Annotated in this window: 15 protein-coding genes; 5 read left to right on the top strand and 10 right to left on the bottom strand. The window is 61.2% G+C overall.

Going from position 1 to position 17313, the window contains the following annotated elements:
- Positions 1-45 precede the first annotated feature (45 nt).
- Positions 46-798, bottom strand: a complete 753-nt coding sequence (locus FEJ81_RS16965; protein ID WP_138246397.1) for an SDR family oxidoreductase — start codon at positions 796-798, stop codon at positions 46-48.
- 332 nt (positions 799-1130) lie between these two features.
- Here FEJ81_RS16965 and FEJ81_RS16970 point away from each other — a divergent pair, with 332 nt between their 5' ends.
- Together FEJ81_RS16970 and FEJ81_RS16975 are read left to right on the top strand one after the other, a co-directional pair.
- Entirely contained in the window at positions 1131-2255 is a 1125-nt protein-coding gene (locus tag FEJ81_RS16970; protein ID WP_138246398.1) for an ABC transporter ATP-binding protein, read from the top strand.
- Positions 2252-3436 carry an ABC transporter ATP-binding protein gene (locus tag FEJ81_RS16975; protein WP_138246399.1) on the top strand — a complete coding sequence of 395 codons (1185 nt, stop codon included), beginning with the start codon at positions 2252-2254 and terminating at the stop codon, positions 3434-3436. Before FEJ81_RS16970 ends, FEJ81_RS16975 begins: the two co-directional genes overlap by 4 nt.
- 81 nt (positions 3437-3517) lie before the next feature.
- On the opposite strand, the gene FEJ81_RS16980 is transcribed toward FEJ81_RS16975, so the two are convergent.
- The 3 genes from FEJ81_RS16980 to FEJ81_RS16990 all read right to left on the bottom strand — a co-directional run bounded on the left by FEJ81_RS16980 (position 3518) and on the right by FEJ81_RS16990 (position 6310).
- Positions 3518-4291, bottom strand: a complete 774-nt coding sequence (locus FEJ81_RS16980; RefSeq protein ID WP_138246400.1) for an SDR family NAD(P)-dependent oxidoreductase — start codon at positions 4289-4291, stop codon at positions 3518-3520.
- A gap of 125 nt (positions 4292-4416) precedes the next feature.
- Positions 4417-5385, bottom strand: a complete 969-nt coding sequence (locus tag FEJ81_RS16985) for an asparaginase (RefSeq protein ID WP_138246401.1) — start codon at positions 5383-5385, stop codon at positions 4417-4419.
- A 91-nt stretch (positions 5386-5476) separates the two neighbouring features.
- Positions 5477-6310: an ABC transporter permease gene (locus tag FEJ81_RS16990; protein ID WP_138246402.1), complete on the bottom strand. Its 834-nt coding sequence runs from the start codon at positions 6308-6310 to the stop codon at positions 5477-5479.
- A gap of 124 nt (positions 6311-6434) precedes the next feature.
- Between FEJ81_RS16990 and FEJ81_RS16995 the strand changes: the two genes are divergently transcribed.
- Positions 6435-8195, top strand: coding sequence for a TCP-1/cpn60 chaperonin family protein (locus FEJ81_RS16995; RefSeq protein ID WP_138246403.1), 1761 nt, complete (start codon positions 6435-6437; stop codon positions 8193-8195).
- Positions 8196-8392: 197 nt separating this feature from the next.
- Here FEJ81_RS16995 and FEJ81_RS17000 read toward each other — a convergent pair whose 3' ends face one another.
- Positions 8393-9316, bottom strand: coding sequence for an ABC transporter permease (locus FEJ81_RS17000; RefSeq protein WP_175416460.1), 924 nt, complete (start codon positions 9314-9316; stop codon positions 8393-8395).
- Between the two features lie 26 nt (positions 9317-9342).
- Positions 9343-10656, bottom strand: coding sequence for an extracellular solute-binding protein (locus tag FEJ81_RS17005; protein WP_138246404.1), 1314 nt, complete (start codon positions 10654-10656; stop codon positions 9343-9345).
- A 134-nt stretch (positions 10657-10790) separates the two neighbouring features.
- Here FEJ81_RS17005 and FEJ81_RS17010 point away from each other — a divergent pair, with 134 nt between their 5' ends.
- Both FEJ81_RS17010 and FEJ81_RS17015 read left to right on the top strand, forming a co-directional pair.
- A complete protein-coding gene (locus FEJ81_RS17010; RefSeq protein WP_138246405.1) occupies positions 10791-11690 on the top strand; it encodes a polysaccharide deacetylase family protein in 900 nt (299 codons plus the stop codon).
- A 432-nt stretch (positions 11691-12122) separates the two neighbouring features.
- Positions 12123-12929, top strand: a complete 807-nt coding sequence (locus FEJ81_RS17015; RefSeq protein WP_138246406.1) for an IclR family transcriptional regulator — start codon at positions 12123-12125, stop codon at positions 12927-12929.
- 1233 nt (positions 12930-14162) lie between these two features.
- Here FEJ81_RS17015 and FEJ81_RS17020 read toward each other — a convergent pair.
- The 4 genes from FEJ81_RS17020 to FEJ81_RS17035 all read right to left on the bottom strand — a co-directional run bounded on the left by FEJ81_RS17020 (position 14163) and on the right by FEJ81_RS17035 (position 17305).
- A complete protein-coding gene (locus FEJ81_RS17020; RefSeq protein ID WP_138246407.1) occupies positions 14163-14345 on the bottom strand; it encodes a hypothetical protein in 183 nt (60 codons plus the stop codon).
- 440 nt (positions 14346-14785) lie between these two features.
- Positions 14786-15145, bottom strand: a complete 360-nt coding sequence (locus FEJ81_RS17025; protein ID WP_138246408.1) for a hypothetical protein — start codon at positions 15143-15145, stop codon at positions 14786-14788.
- 165 nt (positions 15146-15310) lie between these two features.
- On the bottom strand, positions 15311-15709 hold the full coding sequence (locus tag FEJ81_RS17030) for a hypothetical protein (protein WP_138246409.1): 399 nt from the start codon (positions 15707-15709) through the stop codon (positions 15311-15313).
- Positions 15710-16528: 819 nt separating this feature from the next.
- The gene (locus tag FEJ81_RS17035) at positions 16529-17305 is read right to left on the bottom strand and encodes an IclR family transcriptional regulator (RefSeq protein WP_138246410.1); all 777 of its coding nucleotides are present in this window, start codon (positions 17303-17305) and stop codon (positions 16529-16531) included.
- Positions 17306-17313: the final 8 nt, after the last annotated feature.

The following is a 17313-nucleotide window of genomic DNA, read 5'->3' on the forward strand; positions in this document are numbered from 1 at the left end:
TACCCGCGCTGTCTCGAGGTGGACGTCCCCGACCCCCCGCTCGAACTAGTGCATCGCGTCGCCGCCGTCCGGGCTGAGCGTCTGTCCGGTGTAGTAGTCGCCTCCGTCGCCGGCGAGGAAAGCAGCCGTCGGTGCGATATCCTCGACCTGTCCCAGTCGGCCCATCGGGAGCTCCGCTTCCTTGTTCTCGCGCCACTCCGCGGAAATGTCGTCGAGCAGGTCGGTTTCGACCGGGCCGGGCGCGATGGCGTTGACGGTGACCGCGGGAGACACTTCCCGCGCGAGCGCCCGCGTCATCGCGATGACGCCCCCCTTCGCGGCGGAATAGTGGACCAGTTCCTCGCCGCCTTTGATTCCCAGTTGGGAGGCAACGTTGATGATCCGGCCATCTCCCTGCTCGAGCATGCCCGGCAGCGCGAATCGGGTCGTCAGGAACACGCCGCGGAGGTCGACGGCGATCGTTTCGTCCCACGTGTCGACCGACATCCCAACGAGTTCCGACTGCGTGAGGATTCCGGCATTGTTCACCAACACGTCGACGGCGCCCTCCCGCGCTTCGAACTCGTCGATCATCTCACGAACGTCGTCTTCGTCGCTGACGTCGCCCGGTAAGACGAACGCATCGCCCTCTGTCGTCTCGACGCTCTCGACGACCTCCCGGCCGTATTTCGCGGATTCGTCCGGGTGGCGGTTGACTGCGACGGTCGCACCCGCGTCCGCTAATTCCTCGACGATGCCGCGGCCGATACCTCGGCTCCCGCCGGTAACCAACGCTGACTTGTCGCTGAGCTCTCCCATTACGAGTGTCCATGCTAGTCTGTCTCTTATAGTTACGGGTCCGTCGAATCGTACCGTGCCGCTGGCACCTCCACGAGAGAAAGGCCGGCTCGAGACCCGAAACTGGCTTTCGACTCGGGTTACCGCTCCGAGTCGAGAGCAAACGGCGGCAGTCGGCGGGCGAGGCGGCGTCCGGACGATCCATCAGGACGTTCGTTTCGATCTGTACGGTCCGCGGTAGATGCCGGAGATTCGACGTGATTGCTCTCATTGGTCTCGATCCCGCGACGAGACACCGGCAAATCTCGGCCGAATCCGATACACCCATATGGTTCGGTAATACATCACATGCTATGGGCTCGACAGACATTCGATTAGAGTCGGTAGACATCTCGTTCCGGAACGAGCAGGTCCTCGAGGACGTCCATCTGGATGTCGACGAGGGGGAGTTCTGCGTCATCGTCGGTCCGAGCGGCTGCGGCAAGAGCACGCTCCTCCAGAGCATCGCCGGGCTGACGGAACCCGATCGCGGTCGCGTCTTCATCGACGGCACGGACGCGGCGGAGCTATCTGTCCAAGACCGCGAACTGGGATACGTGTTTCAGGAGTTCGAAGACGCGCTGTTCCCGCACATGACCGTCGGCGAGAACGTCGCCTTCGGCGTCCGGCAACAAGACGAGGCGGTCGACGAGGAGGAACTCCAGCGGAAGATCGACGAGATGCTCGAGTTGCTGGCGATCGGGGACACGAAAGACGACCCGCCCTCGGAACTCAGCGGGGGGCAACAACAGCGGGTCGAGCTCGCGCGGCAGCTCATTCGCGAGTGTGACACGATGTTGCTCGACGACCCGCTCGCCGACCTCGATTACAAACTCCAGAAGCAGATGGAACTCGAGATCCGTCGGCTCCACGAGGATCTCGGGAGTACGTTCGTCTACGTCACGCACAATCAGGACCAAGCGCTGAAATTGGCGGACAAGATCGTCGTGATGAACGAGGGTCGCATCGAACAGATCGGAACGCCGTCCGACGTGTACCACCACCCGAAAACGGCGTTCGTCGCCCGCTTCCTCGGCGACAACAACGCCGTAGACGGGGAGGTCGCCGAGACCGATTCCGACGGCTGTACCGTCGACACCGCCTTCGGCCGCGTCGCGGCGGAGAACGTCAACGACGCGGCGAGCGGCGATACGGGGCTCCTACAGATCCGCCCGGTCAACGTCGCGATCGGCGACGACGCGGTCGGCCTCGATAACGAGTTCGAGGCGACCCCGATGGGGAGTACGTACATGGGCGAGACGACGGAGATCGCCGTCTCGATCGAGGAGAACGACTTCTACGCCATCGTTCCCGGAAAGGCCGAGGTCGGCGAGTACGACGAGACGGTTCGAGTCGGCTGGGACCGTGAGGATGCACAGTTCTTCACCGAAATGAGCGTCACCGAGACCGAAACCGCCAGCGATATTCTGAAACTATGACCGTAGCACAAAACGCGATGTCCGCGGCCGAGTCGACGGAAACCGACACGATACTCGAGGTAAACGATCTGACGAAGGTGTACCCCGACGGGACCGTCGCCGTCGAGGACATCAGCTTCGAGATCGAACGGGGCGACTTCTGCGTCCTGATCGGTCCGAGCGGCTGCGGGAAGTCCACGACGCTTCACTCGCTGGTCGGCCGGTTCCCGATCACCGAGGGCGAAGTGATCCTCGCGGGCGAGGACATCACTCACGCGGAAACCCATCAGCGCGACATCGGCCTCGTCTTTCAGGACTTCCAGCTGTTCCCTCACCTGACGGTCGAAGAGAACATCAGGTACGGGCTCGAGCAACTCGGTCTCCCCGAGGACGAGCAGACCGAGCGCGTCGACGAGATGGTCGAGATCATGCGGCTCGACGAGATGCGCGACCGGTCGCCTGAGGAGCTCTCGGCCGGGCAGAAACAACGGGTGGCGCTGTCGCGAAGCCTCGTGTTAGAGCCCCAGCTACTGTTGCTCGACGAGCCGCTCGGCGACATGGACTACAAGCTTCAAAAGCGCATGGAGCGGGAGCTGCTCCGGATCCACCGGGAGATGGACACGACATTCGTCTACGTGACCCACGACCAGACGCAGGCGATGCGGCTGGCCGACCAGATCATCGTCATGAACGACGGGAAGATCGAACACTCTGGCTCGACCGACGAGGTCTACAACGCGCCGAACACCGCGTTCGTCTCCACGTTCGTCGGGGACTCGAACGTGTTCACCGGCGAGCTGGTCGATATCAGCGACGACGGCACTCGAGCCACGCTCCAGACCCCCTTCGGCGCGTTCACCGCGTCGACGGCGAACCTCCACTCCGCGCCCGACTCGCTTTTGGGCGAGCAGATTCCGTTCTCGGTGCGCCCGCAGTACCTCGAGATCGGCGCGGACGGCGAGAACGTGCTCGCGTGTGACACCAATGACGTCATCCACCAGCCCGGAGCCGGGACGCAGGTCCTGCTCACGGCGACGAACGACGCCGGGGAGACCACGGAACTACAGTTGAAAAGCCACGAGATCATCGATGTCGAAACCGATACCGTCGACATCACGTGGCGGCCCGAACACGCCACGCTCCTCGAGCAGATCAGCGTCTTGCCCGACGTCGACCTCAGCGAGGACGTCTTGGGAGAATAACGGAGTCGTCTCGGTCGCGTCTCTATTTCTCATTCGCGGCGATCGTCCGGCGAGCCGTCGCCAATATCGTAAGCGATCGCGCTATCGAGCGGTCCAGCCACCGTCGACGGAGAGAACGTGACCGGTTACGAAGTCGCTCCGGTCGCTCGCGAGGAACAGCGCCGCGTCCGCGATGTCCTCGGGTTCGCCGAAGCGCGGCCACGGGGTCCGGTTTTCCCAGTCCTCGAGCAGGTCTTCATCGGTTTCGCGCCACTCGTGATTCTGTGCGGTCTTGATGATTCCGGGTGCCAGTGCGTTGACGTTGACCTCGTCGTCGGCGTAGTCGAGTGACAGCTGTCGCGTGACGTTCGCGACGCCGCCCTTCGAGGCGCAGTACGCCGCGCTGTTTTCGCCGCCGACGAGGCCGTAGATCGACGCGAGATTGATGATCTTCGCGTTGTCGCTGTCCCGGAGCGCGGGTATCGCCGCCCGCGTGAGGAGGAACGTCCCGCCGAGGTTGACGTCGATAATGTCGTTCCACGCCTCGTCCGGCGTCTCGTGGGCCTGATACTGGTGATAGATCCCGGCGTTATTGACGAGGATGTCCAGTCCGCCGTACTCGGAGACGGCGGTTTCGACCGCCGCTTCCGCGTCGTCGGCGCTCGAGACGTCGGTTTCGACGAACGTCGCGTCCGCACCCGCTTCCTCGAGTTTCTCGAACACCGGTCGTTCGTCCTCGAGTTTCGGTTCTTTGCGGATGTCCGCGACAACGACATTCGCACCTTGTCGGCCGAATTCCGCCGCGATGGCGTTTCCGATGCCGGAGCTCGCTCCGGTAACCAATGCTGTCCGTCCGTGTAACCGTTGTGAGGCCATTACACCCATACCTCAGTAGTTCGATAATAATAATGGTATCGATGCCGCCGGTCCGATCGGCTGCAGCCCTGCCGCTGCCCGCGTGCTTCGAACGGTCACTGCGAGCGCGGCACTAACTCCGTCGGTCACTCCGCCGGAAATTGCTCTAGCGGGTCGGCCGTGGCCGTCAGTGCGAGTGCGAGTTTGATTCGCGCCTTCTGTGCGGAGAGGTCGCCGGCGAACCCGACGCCCTGTTGGCGCAACGTCTCGCCGCCGCCCGGGTTGCCGTAGACGGGGGCCGTGGCTCCGCCGAGACAGCGCGAGGCAACGACGACCGGGACGCCCGCGTCGAGCGCGTCGGCGATCGCGTCGCTGAGGGCTGCGGTCGTGTTACCGAGACCGGTGCCTTCGATAACGAGGCCGTCGACGCCGGCATCGACCGCCTCGTCGACGGGATCGCGCGGACAGTCGGCGTAGCTCGGAACGATCCGGACCGCCGCGTCCGGCACGACGGGGTCGAAGAGCGCGTTCGCCTCGGGCGGCGAGTAGTGAAACCGGAAGCCGCCGTGATCGAGCGAGGCGACCGGCCCCGAGTCGGGCGACCGGAACGTATCGAGGCGGCTCGTGTGGGCCTTCGTGACGGACCGCGCCTCGTGGAGTTGCTCGTCGAAGGCGACATAGGAGCCGCCGGCCGCCTGCACCGCGTCGTGGTCCGCGGCTCGGACCGCGGTAACGATGTTCGCGGGCCCGTCGGGACTGATTTCGTCGGGTCGGCGCTGTGCGCCTGTGAACACGATCGGAGTGTCGCCGCCCAGAGTCTGGTCGGCGAAAAACGCCGACTCCTCTAAGGTGTCCGTTCCGTGAGTTACGACGATCGCGTCTGCACCCGCCGAGATCGCCGCCTCGGCTCGCCTGACGATCGTCACCATCGTCTCGAAGTCCATGGTGAAACTCGGAATCTGTGCGACCTGTTCGACCGAGACGGACGCGTAGTCGTCAATCTCGGGAATGTCCGCGAGCAGTTCGGACCCCTGCTTGTCCGGCTTGGCACCGTCATCCTTGCCGGTGCTTGCGATCGTGCCACCTGTGCTGAGTATATGAACGTTTGAATTCATGCTATCTGTGGGATGATATTTGCTGCACCTAATCGTTTCGAAGCGAGAAGCGAGAGCGGACGGAAGTGGGAGTGGAGATCGGAGACATCGGTTAGTTTGCCGTATTGCGGATGACGAGCCAGCCGGCGATGAGCAGGAGGACCGTCGAGAAGACTGTCGTCACGCTGCCGAGGGCGAACAGTTCCGGCGTGGCCCGATCGGCTGACGCCACCGAGAACACCTGAATCGGCATCGTCGTTTCCCGGCCGACGAGCAACAGCCCTCGCTCGGCTTCGTTGTACGAGAGCGTGAACGCGAACACCGCCGCCCCGAGCACCGTCGGCAGAATCTGCGGCAGGACGACCTTGCGAAAGCTGGTGAGCTTGCTGGCACCCATCACCTGCGCCGCCCGCTCGTTTTCCCGCAGGTTCGGCGGGAAGCCGGCGAGCAACACGATCACGGCAAAGGGGAGCGTCCAGACGACGTGGACCGGAATCGCGAGCATGAGCCCCCGGTTGAGCTGAAACACCTGTGTCAGCAGTAGCAGCGTGCCGACGCCGTACGTGATCCCCGGCGTGATGATGCCGAGAATAATGAGATACAACATCCCGCGCTGCCCCCAGAAATCGTACCGGTACGCGAGGGCGGTCGCCGTCGCGAGTAGCGTCGTGATTACGGTCACGACCAGCGCGAGCTGGATCGACCGGGAAATCGCACTCCACATCGTGCCGTTCGCGAACAGGGACTCGTAGGCCTCGAGCGTAAAGCCGGCGAAGGGCGCCGTCACACCGCCGGTGTTAAACGAAAACACCAGCAGGGAGATGATCGGAGCGTAGATGTAGATCGCCATCAGGACGAAGTACGCCGTTACTAGTCGCTTGGTATTGAGCCGATTCAGCAGCCCCGTTACTGTAGATCCGTCTGTTGAACTCTGGCGAGTAGCCATCACCCAATGTGGTACCCCATCACACATAAAACATGGTTTTTTACGGGACGGCCTCGCCTGCTGGCGACTTCGTCGCCGCTGCAACAACAGTCATAAGGCTCGAAAACCGATTTCAGATCAGATCATGTCCCTAGACGAAAGTGAGATTTCTTTTCCGCAAGCAAACATCGCAGCGATCAAAGGGATCGCAGGTGTTCTCGCTCCGTCGCTCGGCCCCGTGTCACACGACAAGTTCATCGGGGAACGGACCGCCTCGCAGGGGGCGTCCTCGCCCGGCGGGGTCGCGTACGACGAGTACGTCGTCACCGGTGACGGACGAACGATTCTAGACGCGCTGCCGCTGGAACACCCGATAGCGCCCGTCGTCAGACGAGTCGCAGGCGACGAGTTTCCGGAGGACACCGAAACGGTCGGCGAACACGTCACCGACGGCGTCACGTCGACGGTCCTGCTGCTCGCGTCGCTGCTCGACGAAGCCGAGACGCTGCTCGAGCAGGGCGTTCACCCGACGACCGTGCGACAGGGGTACGTCGACGCGCTGTCGATCGCGACGGACTCCCTGCGCGACTCGTGCCAACGGCTGGATTCGTTTTCGGACCCCGCGGCGGCCGAGCTGGCGGTCGCACGAACCGCGATGACCGGCAACGACGTGGGCGGGATGGCCGACCGATGGGCCGAGTTCGCGTGCGAGGCGGCCGCCGAGGTCGGATATCCGACGCCGGAAACGTTCGGCGTGGAGGGAGTGTCGACCGGCTCGATCGAGGACTCGAGGCTGCTCCGGGGGACCGTCCTCCCGAGAAACGAGATCACCTCCGAGCGGATGCCGACCGCGGTCGACGACGCGACCGTCCTCGTCCTGTCGGGCTTCGAACGCGGGGATGCGGGGGACGGCCGCGTCGGCGGTCTCCGGAACCCCGAACTCACACAGGAGGCAACGATCGAGGTCTCCGAGCCGGGGGATATCGTGGGGTACGAAGATCTGTATGCGGAGCGGCGGGGCGAGATCATACGGGCGCTCATCGAGCACGATGTCGACGTCGTCGTCACCCGACTCGGGATCGACGATCGCTACCGCCGGCAGCTCGCCGACGCCGGTATCCTCGCCGTTCGCGGCGTGAACCGACTCAAACTTGCACGGATCGCCAAGGCGACAGGGGCGAATCAGGTCAGGGACCCGAGCGACATCAGCGCTGACGACCTCGGCTACGCGGGACGAGTCGAGCAGCAACGCGCCGAGAAACGGAGCAGGCGGCGGGGTCGACGGCGGATCGTCGTCTTCGACGGCTGTCGGAATCCCGACTCGATGACCGTCTTCCTCCGCGGAAACTGGGGGGAACTCAACTCCGAGGCGGCGCGGCAACTCCGTAAGGCTACCGCCGCAGTCGCGTCGGCGCGCGGCGAACACGGTCGGTCGGCTGGCGTGGTGCCCGGCGGCGGCGCGGCCGACATCGGTGTCGCGCGGGACGTTCGGGCGGCGGCACCCGAGACTGGCTCTCGCTCCCAACTCGCGATGGACGCCTTCGCCGACGCCGTCGAACGGATTCCCTACGGGCTCGCGAAAAACGCAGGTCTGGATCCGATCTCGACGCTCGCCGACCTCAGAGAGGCGGCGAGTAACACGGGGTATGAGACCGGACTGGTGCTTCCTGAGGGAGTCGTCACCGACGTGGAAGAACGCGGCGTCCTCGATCCGTTCGCTCTGAAGACGTGGAGCTACGTGACCGCAGTCGAAGTCGCCGGAGCGGTCCTCCGCATCGACGACGCCATCGACGCCAAAACGTCTCGAGAGCCTGCCGACGAGGGGGACGTGATCTTCGATGATCACGCCGAGAAACACCAAGATCACCTGGACGAACATGGCACGGACGGAACCGTCTGGGAGTAGATTCGGTTACTGACGGCGCGCCGGTATCGGTTTTCAGGCGTATTACGCCGGAACTGCTTGACCGACGAGGGAGCCATTGGTTACAGCAATTCAACTGCAATCGGATGCAACGACCAACGATTCGATCCGCGGAGTCTCACTGGCCAACTGTATCGGATTGGAAGGTAGAACTCGAGTCGAAAACGGAGACGGCGGCGCTAGTTCTGTGCGATCTCGCTGATATCGACGACGCGGAACAGCGCGAAGACGAACGCGAAGATCACGACCAGTAGCATGATCGACATCGCCGACGCGTTCGGGTAGTGGAGTCCGCGCTGGACCTCTTGGTAGATGAGCCCGGTAAGGGTCGCAGAGCCCGAACTGAGGAACTGCGGGATGGTGAGGTTCCCGATCGCGAGGACGAAGGTGAACATGCAGCCGATGGCGACGCCGGGCAGGCTGAGCGGCCACGTGACGTTGCGGAACGTCGCGATCGAATCAGCGCGCAGCGTCTCCGAGGCGTCGAGCAGATCCTCGTCAATCTGGGACAGCGAGATGTAGATCGGCGCTGCCATGAACACGAGGAAGTTCTGGAGGTATCCGACGACCTGCGAGAAGAGGCTAAAGATGAGCCACCGAAGCGGTTCGTCGATGATCCCGATCGAGAGGAGGACCCAGTTGATGGCCCCGGATCGACCCAGAATCGGGAACCACGCGATCGTCCTGATGAGCTCCGAGGTCCAGAACGGAATCACGAGGAACAATAGCAGGATGATCCCGCCCAACTCGCTGGTGTAGAACCGGAGGTAGTATGCGATGGGATAGGCGAACACGAGCGTGAGGAGCGTCACCAGGATGCCGGTTCCGATGGTGCGGACGAAGACCGCACGGACCGTCCCGTCGGTGAAGACGCGGGTCCACGGATCCAGCGTGAACTCGTATATCACGCTGAAACTCGAGTAGGACATGAAGCTGTAGAAGCCGATCACGGCAAGCGGCAGGAGGAGAAACGCGGTAAACCACGCGACCGTCGGCAGTGACAGCGCGTACGGCTCGCTCAAGCGCAGCCGCGAACCCTTGCTCGTCGCTCGGTCCGATACTGATCTATCATCGGCGGAATCGGCCGCGGTATCGGTTGTCATTGTAAAGTGTAGTACCTGCTATCAGATTACGCGGCGAGGAAGTCGCCCCAGCGGTCCTGCATGTAGTCCGCCTCGTCGGGCCAGATCTGGAAGAACCCGATGTTATCGAAGCGCTCCTCGATGGGGCCGCTGTCACGGGTCGAACCGTCCGAGTTCGGATCGCCCTCCTCGTCGGACCAGTCGTACTCTTGGGGATCGAACAGCGCCGGCTCGTCGACCGCGTCGTAGGTGCTTTCGCCGCGGTACGCCCAGTCGTAGTATTCGGGCCCCATCCCCTCGCCGGAGTCGTCGGAGCCGTCGCGAACGAGTTCCTCGTTCTCGTAGTGGGGAACGGAGTATCCCCATCCCTGAACGAACCCGGGGTACCAAGCGCCGTAGTGAACGTCGTTCAGGAGCGAGCGGACCGCCCCGAGGTTGTCGCGTTCTCGAGCGCCGGGGTCGACCGACGCGATGCCGCCGAACCAGTAGCGGTAGCCCTGAATGCCGCCTTCCATGGTCGCGTACGTACACGGCGTTCCCTCGCGCCGGACGTCCATCGCCGCCGGTTGCCAGAGGTCGCCGATCACCGCCTCCTCGCCGGCCATCTGCGTCACGGATTCGCCGTAGGCCTCCCACGTCGTCCGGAACTGGCCGGCCTCTTTCTGTTCGGTCAGGAAATCGATGGCGGCGTCGAGTTGCTCCTGGGTCGGGTTGTTGAGGTCGCCGATGTCCCCGTCGACCATGTCGGTGTCGACCATGTGCATCAACGCCTGCGGGATGGTGATCGCCGCCGTTTCCCCGATGACCGACTGCCCTTCGTACTGCTCGTCGAACAGGGCGCTCCAGCGCGACGCCTCGTCGACGAACTTGGGGTTGTACCCGACCGCGTCGAAGTTGTACGCGTGTGGCGGGAACTGGAGTTCCGTCTGCTCGTCGTCCGCCCACAGGAGATCGTTGATCGTCTCCGTCTGCGCACCGAGGTAGCTCAGGCGCTCGCCGGGGTTGGTGAAGGCGTCGGAGACTTGCGTTTCATCCCAGTTGTCTAACTCGTCGGTCGGCGTCGGGATTGTGACGTCGGCCAGCGCACCGGCGCCCGAGGTCTCGACACTGTACGCGTCGATCGACGAGTTCTCGCCACCGAGCAACCGTTGCTGGACCGTCGGGATCGTCGCCGTCGTGACGTCGATCTCGTTGCCGGTCATTTCGCTGTACTTCGCCGCCTGTTCGTCGCGGGCCGACCACGCGGGACCGATCCAGCGGAGGCCGTCATCGCTACCACCGCCGCCGATACAGCCGGCGAGGCCGGCTGCGGCAGCTGCACTTGCACCCTTGACAAAGTTTCGTCTGTTAATACCAGACATGGTTCTGAGGGTGGTGCGAGATACTATAAAGGTATCGGTGGTGCCGCCGACGGCGGGACGTGGCGACCGACTCCGGCCAATATTACTGGAGAGAAAGTATTTAACTCACTCCGAAGAGGTCATCCGATCGCACTATGGGAGACATAGACATAGCAATCGGGATCGACGTTGATTGTGTCGCCGGCTGGCTCGGCTCCTACGGCGGCGAAGATTCGCCGGCAGACCTCTCGCGCGGACTGTGCGCAGGGAACGAAGGCATCCCGCGGATGCTCCAACTCCTCGAGGACGAGGGAGTGAAGGGATCGTGGTACGTCCCGGGCCACTCGATCGAGACTTTCGAGGAAGAAGTCCAAGCGGTCGCCGACGCCGGTCACGAACTCGGTGTCCACGGCTATTCCCACGAGAACCCGACGGACCTCTCGCGCGAGCAAGAAGACGAGATCATCGCCGTTTCGAAGGATCTCATCGAAGACGTCACGGGAGAAGAACCCGTCGGCCACCGTGCGAGCTGGTGGGAATTCAGTGAGAACACGCCGGAACTCGTCGAAAAGCATGACTTCCTGTACGACAGCAGCCTGATGGAGCGGGAGTTCGAGCCGGGGTACATGCGCAAAGGCGACGACTGGGAGCCGATCAAATACGATCAGGAGCCGGAGAGTTGGATGACGCCCTACGAATACGGCGAGGAAACGGACATCGTGGAGGTACCGATTAGCTGGTACCGCGACGACATCCCGCCGATGCTGTTCATCAAGCAGCCGTCGTACAACACCGGCTACAAGAGCCCCGTGATGATGTACGAGGAGTACTACAAGGCGCAGTTCGACTACCTGTACAACCGACGCGGCGCCGGCGTGTACACCTTTACCATTCACCCAGACATCCACGGGCTCCCGCACATGATCCCGCTGTTCGAGGACTTCATCCAGTACGTCAAGAGCCACGAGAACGCGGAGTTCAAGACGATCGAAGAGATCGCTCGCAAGTACGAAGACGATCCGTCGGTCTACGAGAGCGAAGGCGAGTACATCTAGCGCCGCGTTCCGACCGAAACACTCCGTTATTTTTGCGCGTTTTACTCGGTACGTTCGATAGGAGCCGTGATAGCCGTGCCATCGGACGAGTGGTTCGCATCGCCGTTCGGTTTGTACACCGCAAACATATCTTCGAGATAGCGACCATATGAGTCCCTAATATCGATATAATAGTCAAAATATAAAATTATTACAGCCACAATAGCAGAAACGCGTACGAGTGAGAGGGAGTCCGTGGAGATTCGTTTGTAAATAGCAAACGTGGGTGAAAGGCGTAGTAACGCGAGCATCGTTAACTAGTTTCACGATTTGTAGAAAACCACACTGCTGAAGCGACCCGAGAAAAATTCAGAGGTCGTTCAGAGAATGAATGTCAGTTGTAACGTTTGCAGGCCACAAACGATATAGGCTCAGTCGTGGTAAGACATCACGATGACAGAGACCCCATCCGACCCCGACTCGCCCCGAACGCTCCAGACGGTCACGAGAACGCTGGACGTGATCAAGGCGTTAAAGGAATTAAACGGCGCGACTGTCACCGAGTTAGCGTCTCATCTCGACCTCTCGAAAGGCGGGGCATACAATCACTTGACGACGCTCAGGCAGAACGGGTTCGTGATCAAGAACGGCGACGAGTACGACCTCAGCCCGCGCTTCATCCTGATTGGGGAACACGTCCGTCAGGAGAACCTCCTGTATCGGTTCGGCAAGAAGGAGATCGACAAGCTCATCGAAGAAACCGGCGAGTACGCACAACTGGTGACCGAAAAGCACGGACTCGGTATCGTTCTCTACCTGAAACGCGGTGAGAAGGCAATCGGCAGCGACTATCCGGATCAGATGGAACGGAAGCCGCTCGGCCTGCATCACACGGCTGCGGGGAAGTCGATCCTCGCGCATCTGCCGGACGAACGGGTCGAAGAAATCGTTGACCAACACGGGCTCCGAAAGCGAACTGCGAACACAATTACGGACATCGACGAACTCTTCGAAGAGCGAGAGGTAGTCCGCGAGCGAGGGTACGCCTACAACATCGAAGAAGAGGTCGAAGGGCTCCGAGCCGTCGGGGCGGACATCAAAGGCCCGGACGGGAATATTCTCGGCGCGGTAAGCCTCTCGGGCCCGAAAAGCCGAATGCAGGGCGAACGATTCGAGGAAGAACTTCCGGAAATGGTGATGAACGCCGCCGATGTCATCGAGGTCAACATCAACATGCACGCTCAGTCGACGCAGTTTTGAGAGCGAACAGAGACTGTTACTTCCCGTTTCGTGCGTCCGATCGACACCGTTCTCTTGATCCACAGCCAAATTTACAACCATATGGTCGTTATCCATCCAATGCGAGCATCCTACTCTGCTCGCCTTCGCGTCCAGAATTAGGACATATGTGATTACAAGTATGTGTTTGTAATTCATCAGAGAGGAGAATCGCACTGGCAGTAGCGAATTTCCAGTCGGTAGCAGCGCAACCATCGAGTTCCGTTTTCGTCCGATAGCAGTACGCTATGCTACTGAGATCACACAGTCGACAATGACTCGATGCTTGCATCTGTGGATATGAAGAACGGGACAGTCGACTCATCCCGCGATCGACATCACTCTCGATATCCTCGAGCAGTCCCATCGTCGAGACGATGCTGTTGTCATTCTCAACGAAAAAACCTGCGTAGCAACGTCCTATTTGAACCGACCGGTGCATTGGCATGGGGGTGTTTCAATCTTGGCCCGAGCCGAGGATGCCGTTCGGCGTCGGACGACAGGTGAGTCGGTGCAATTTGTCGTGGTTCATTCCAGAAATCGACCGCCTCAACGATTCTCACGCACCGGTCCGATTGGGTTTCGCGAAGCGAGAGGCGATACCGTGGGAACTGATGCAAGTGAATTTTCCACACCATTTAGCAGAAGTATAACTTTGGAGTGTAGTTCAATACATCTAGAAGTAGTGTCTCGAGCGCTCGCGAGAGGCCGTTCGCGAGTGAGGAGAGAAGGCCGACCGACAGCCCACCATTGATGCGAGCCGAATCACGTTGTACTCGAGGAAACCGTGATTCGAATCGACTATCGGCAGTACTGACTGTACGCTGCGGTCGATTCAAAACGAACAGAATCCATCGAATACAGCTGTTTCCGGCGACTACGGTAGCAGTAACTGATCTCACTCTTCCAGCGTCGGTCGAGAAACGTGGCGTCGTCGAGGTCGTGTTTCTCGTCGATAAAGCACGGCGTTTCCAGTCGGGTACTCTGCCGACGCGGGCACCATTTCGAGACGAGAATCAGGGGTATCGGAACATCACCGAACGTATCTTCAGAGATATAAATCGAAAGACCTCTTCGATCGCAAACTGTTCAGTTACGGACAACCATCACTCCCGAATCGGAGCTCTAAGCCGTCGTCATTCTGCCCGGTGTGACAACCGAAACACGACCGGCCGGTACCAACGAACTGATTCGTGAACGCCGCCAGTGTCGCGGTCACGGCTCTCGAGTGAGGACGGCAAGCTTCGAGGGGGCCCTCGAGGGCGACGCTCGCGGATTACCAGGGTCGTCCGTCGTCGCCGTGACTGATCCGGCCGTTCCGGTCACGAACGCGCCGACGCCGATCGATTTCAGGACGGTTCGTCTATCGATATCTAGGTGGTTGTGGTTGTCAACCATACGAATTCGTTGCACATATATATTCAATAATTTTATCGAAGGATAAAACCTAGAACGCGCCAGTCGACCTATCGAACCGCAGATATGGCCCGTGAATCGCTTGTACGTCGCATTTTGATGCGACTGTGGCCGACCGAACGAAATCGTATAGTGTTCACTCTTCGGAACGTATTGGCGATTGCGATCGGCGAGAAACGGTGCTGGCCCACGGAAACCACTGGCTCTCGGCCGCACCGTCGAACATCCATTCGTCATTACCGAACCGTTGGGCCGATCGATCACGCCTGAAACGACCGATCCGAGGCGAAGCCGTCCTATCACTCGCGTCGAATTATACGGCCGTAGGTGTGTAAGGGAAAGAGTACCGTCCGGACGGGGGTCACGTTCGAGACGAACGGAACCCCGGCTGGAACGCGACGACGGTTCGCGTCGGATAGGACTCACGGCATCAACGGCGTGAGCAGCGGTTCACGGGAGACCAAGAGGACGACGTTGTTGCTCGCGAAGATGGCGTACATGACGACGACCGTGGCCACGAAGCCGATGTCGAACGGCCGCGAGAGGACGTAACCGATCGCGATCACGAAGCCGGCGTAGATGACGGCGGCGAGTACGACGCCGGCGAGTCCAAAGAGGTCGTACAGAAACACCGTCACGGGATTCAGTTCGTACGCGTAGGGCACGACGAAGAACAGGATCGTCGCGACGAGATCGACGAACCAGACGCTGAAAAACGCGGCGCGAAGGCTGGTGGTACCCGGTCTGTCCAACCCGATCCCGATTGAGGATGTTTCCACCATGATGTTCGGATAGAGCGGACTCCGAGCATTACGCCTTTGACTTGCTGTTTCCGGGCACTGTGAGGGGTTCACACTATCGATATCGGCGGAGATGACACTGTCGGAAACGGCCGCTCGAGGGGCGTCCACGGGGTCCGTTTCGGCCGGTGCTCTCCGGCGTTCGATTCAGCCGGCGGACGAGAGGCGTCCGAAGTCTGGGTCAGGACAGCCGTTCGGTTTCGACGGGACGTGTCGGTACGCGCGCAACTCGTCGTCCGCGGCGACAGTCAACAGGATGTCGTCCGCCGCGATCTCGTCGAAGCGATCGACCGAAAGCACGAGTTGGTCGACGACTGCCTCCCCGTCCTCGAGCAGGAGGACGACGTGTTCGCCGTCGACGATCCGATCGACGACCCCGATGTACAGATCGGTGCCGTCGAGGACGTCGTCGGTCGCGTTATCCGTTGGCTCAGACGAGTCGCCGGTACTCGCACCGGCGGTCGTCACTGCGGCGAGCCCGCCCGTGCCGAGCGCACCGAGCGTTCGAAGGACTGTCCGTCGCGGTCGTCGGGAGTGTTCCGACATACCCCCGTTGGCCGCGGATTCCCTGATAAACCCTCGGACGGTCTGCCCCACCGCTCAGCCGGCTGACTGGACTCGCTACTGACTGGACGTCTCGTACCCCAACTATCGGTACTTTTTATTTATCCTTAATAAATCGTAAGTCGATATGCCGGATTGGATTTCGAGAGTATCGACACTCGAGCGACCCGTCCGCAATAGGGCCGACTAAAGCCGATCTACTGACGCTGATAGCCCGGGACCGGAGATACTCCTCGGAGACAGGAACAGCGGGTTGCCTGTCGCCGTCTCCTCGTGTAGCCAGTAGATGACAGATAACTAGTTATAATGTATTAACGATAGATAGCGAGGAGGCCGACATCCCATAACAGTAGTACGATTGTTATGGTTGTCGAGAGTGAGAATCGTTCGACGCTAGTCGACTGACGAACCATCGCAGTCGCACGCATCCGTCTCGAGCAGCGTGGCAGTGTCGTACTGTCGAACACAGACCGCACAGAGGCACTGCACGTCGGCTCTATCCCGGACCCGTCTGCGGTTCAATCATCGAATGATCCGTCTCGGAAGCCGAAGACAGTCGTTTCGATGCGGAGATGAAGGAATTCACTATGCGGGATGAGTTCGACGTGTTTCGAAGCGAGCGTTCCAGCATGCGGAAAGTGTGGTGAATATCCGTGTCCGTTCGCTCGACGATGTCGAGTCGTCCGACCAGTGTTTCATCCAGTAAAATGCCGTTCTCGGATAACGGTCCGATGCACCGGTCAGCGAGAACGACGCGGTCGATCAGGCACTGCCGGGTTCGTCACTCCGATTTCGGGTCCGTCAGCCGTACGCGAGGGTGACCCTGATTTCGCCCGCCTTGTCCCGGAGTCGCGTCGGGAGCTCGTCGTGGACGCGCTCGTCCGTGAATCGGCTGGTCGGCCCGAAGACGGCCAGCGAGCCGAGGAACTCGTCGTCGGGCGTGTAGACGGGGACGGCGACGCCGCGGAGTCCGTCCATGTGCTCCTGATTGTTCACCGCGTACCCGCGCTCGCGGATCGTCTCGAGTTCGTCGAACAGCGCGTCGGGGTCAGTGATCGTGTTCGACGTAATCGGCTCGAGTCCGACCTCGTCGACGTAGCCGGAGACCGCCTCGTCGTCCCACTCCGCGAGAATGAGCTTGCCGGAGGCCATCGAGTGCAGCGGCCGCCGCTGACCGATCATCGTGTTCGAGAGGCTTCCGTAGCGGTGGACGTAGACGGCCTCGTTGTCCTCTTCGACGATGAACACCGCTCGTTCGTCGGTCTCCTGTCCGAGTTCGAACACCGCTCGCTTGGCGGCCGTGTATCCCACTTTTCGGGATCGAGCCTGTTCGCCGAGTTCGACGAAGCGGAACCCGACGTAGTAGTTCCCGTTGCGCTCGATCACGTAGCCCAGATCAGTAAGCGTTTGCAGGTGTCGGTAGACGGTGCTCTTCGGGAGGTCGGTCCGTTCCGTGAGGTCCGCGATCGTGACGCCCTCCTCGGCTTTGAGCGCCTCGAGGAGCGCGAACGTTTTCCGCGTCGTCGAGACGCCCACGGCGTTGGCGTCGACCTCGGTTTCGTCCCGATCCGTATCCATATCCGATG

It is taken from the genome of Natrinema versiforme (assembly GCF_005576615.1).
Classification (GTDB): Archaea; Halobacteriota; Halobacteria; order Halobacteriales; family Natrialbaceae; genus Natrinema; species Natrinema versiforme_A.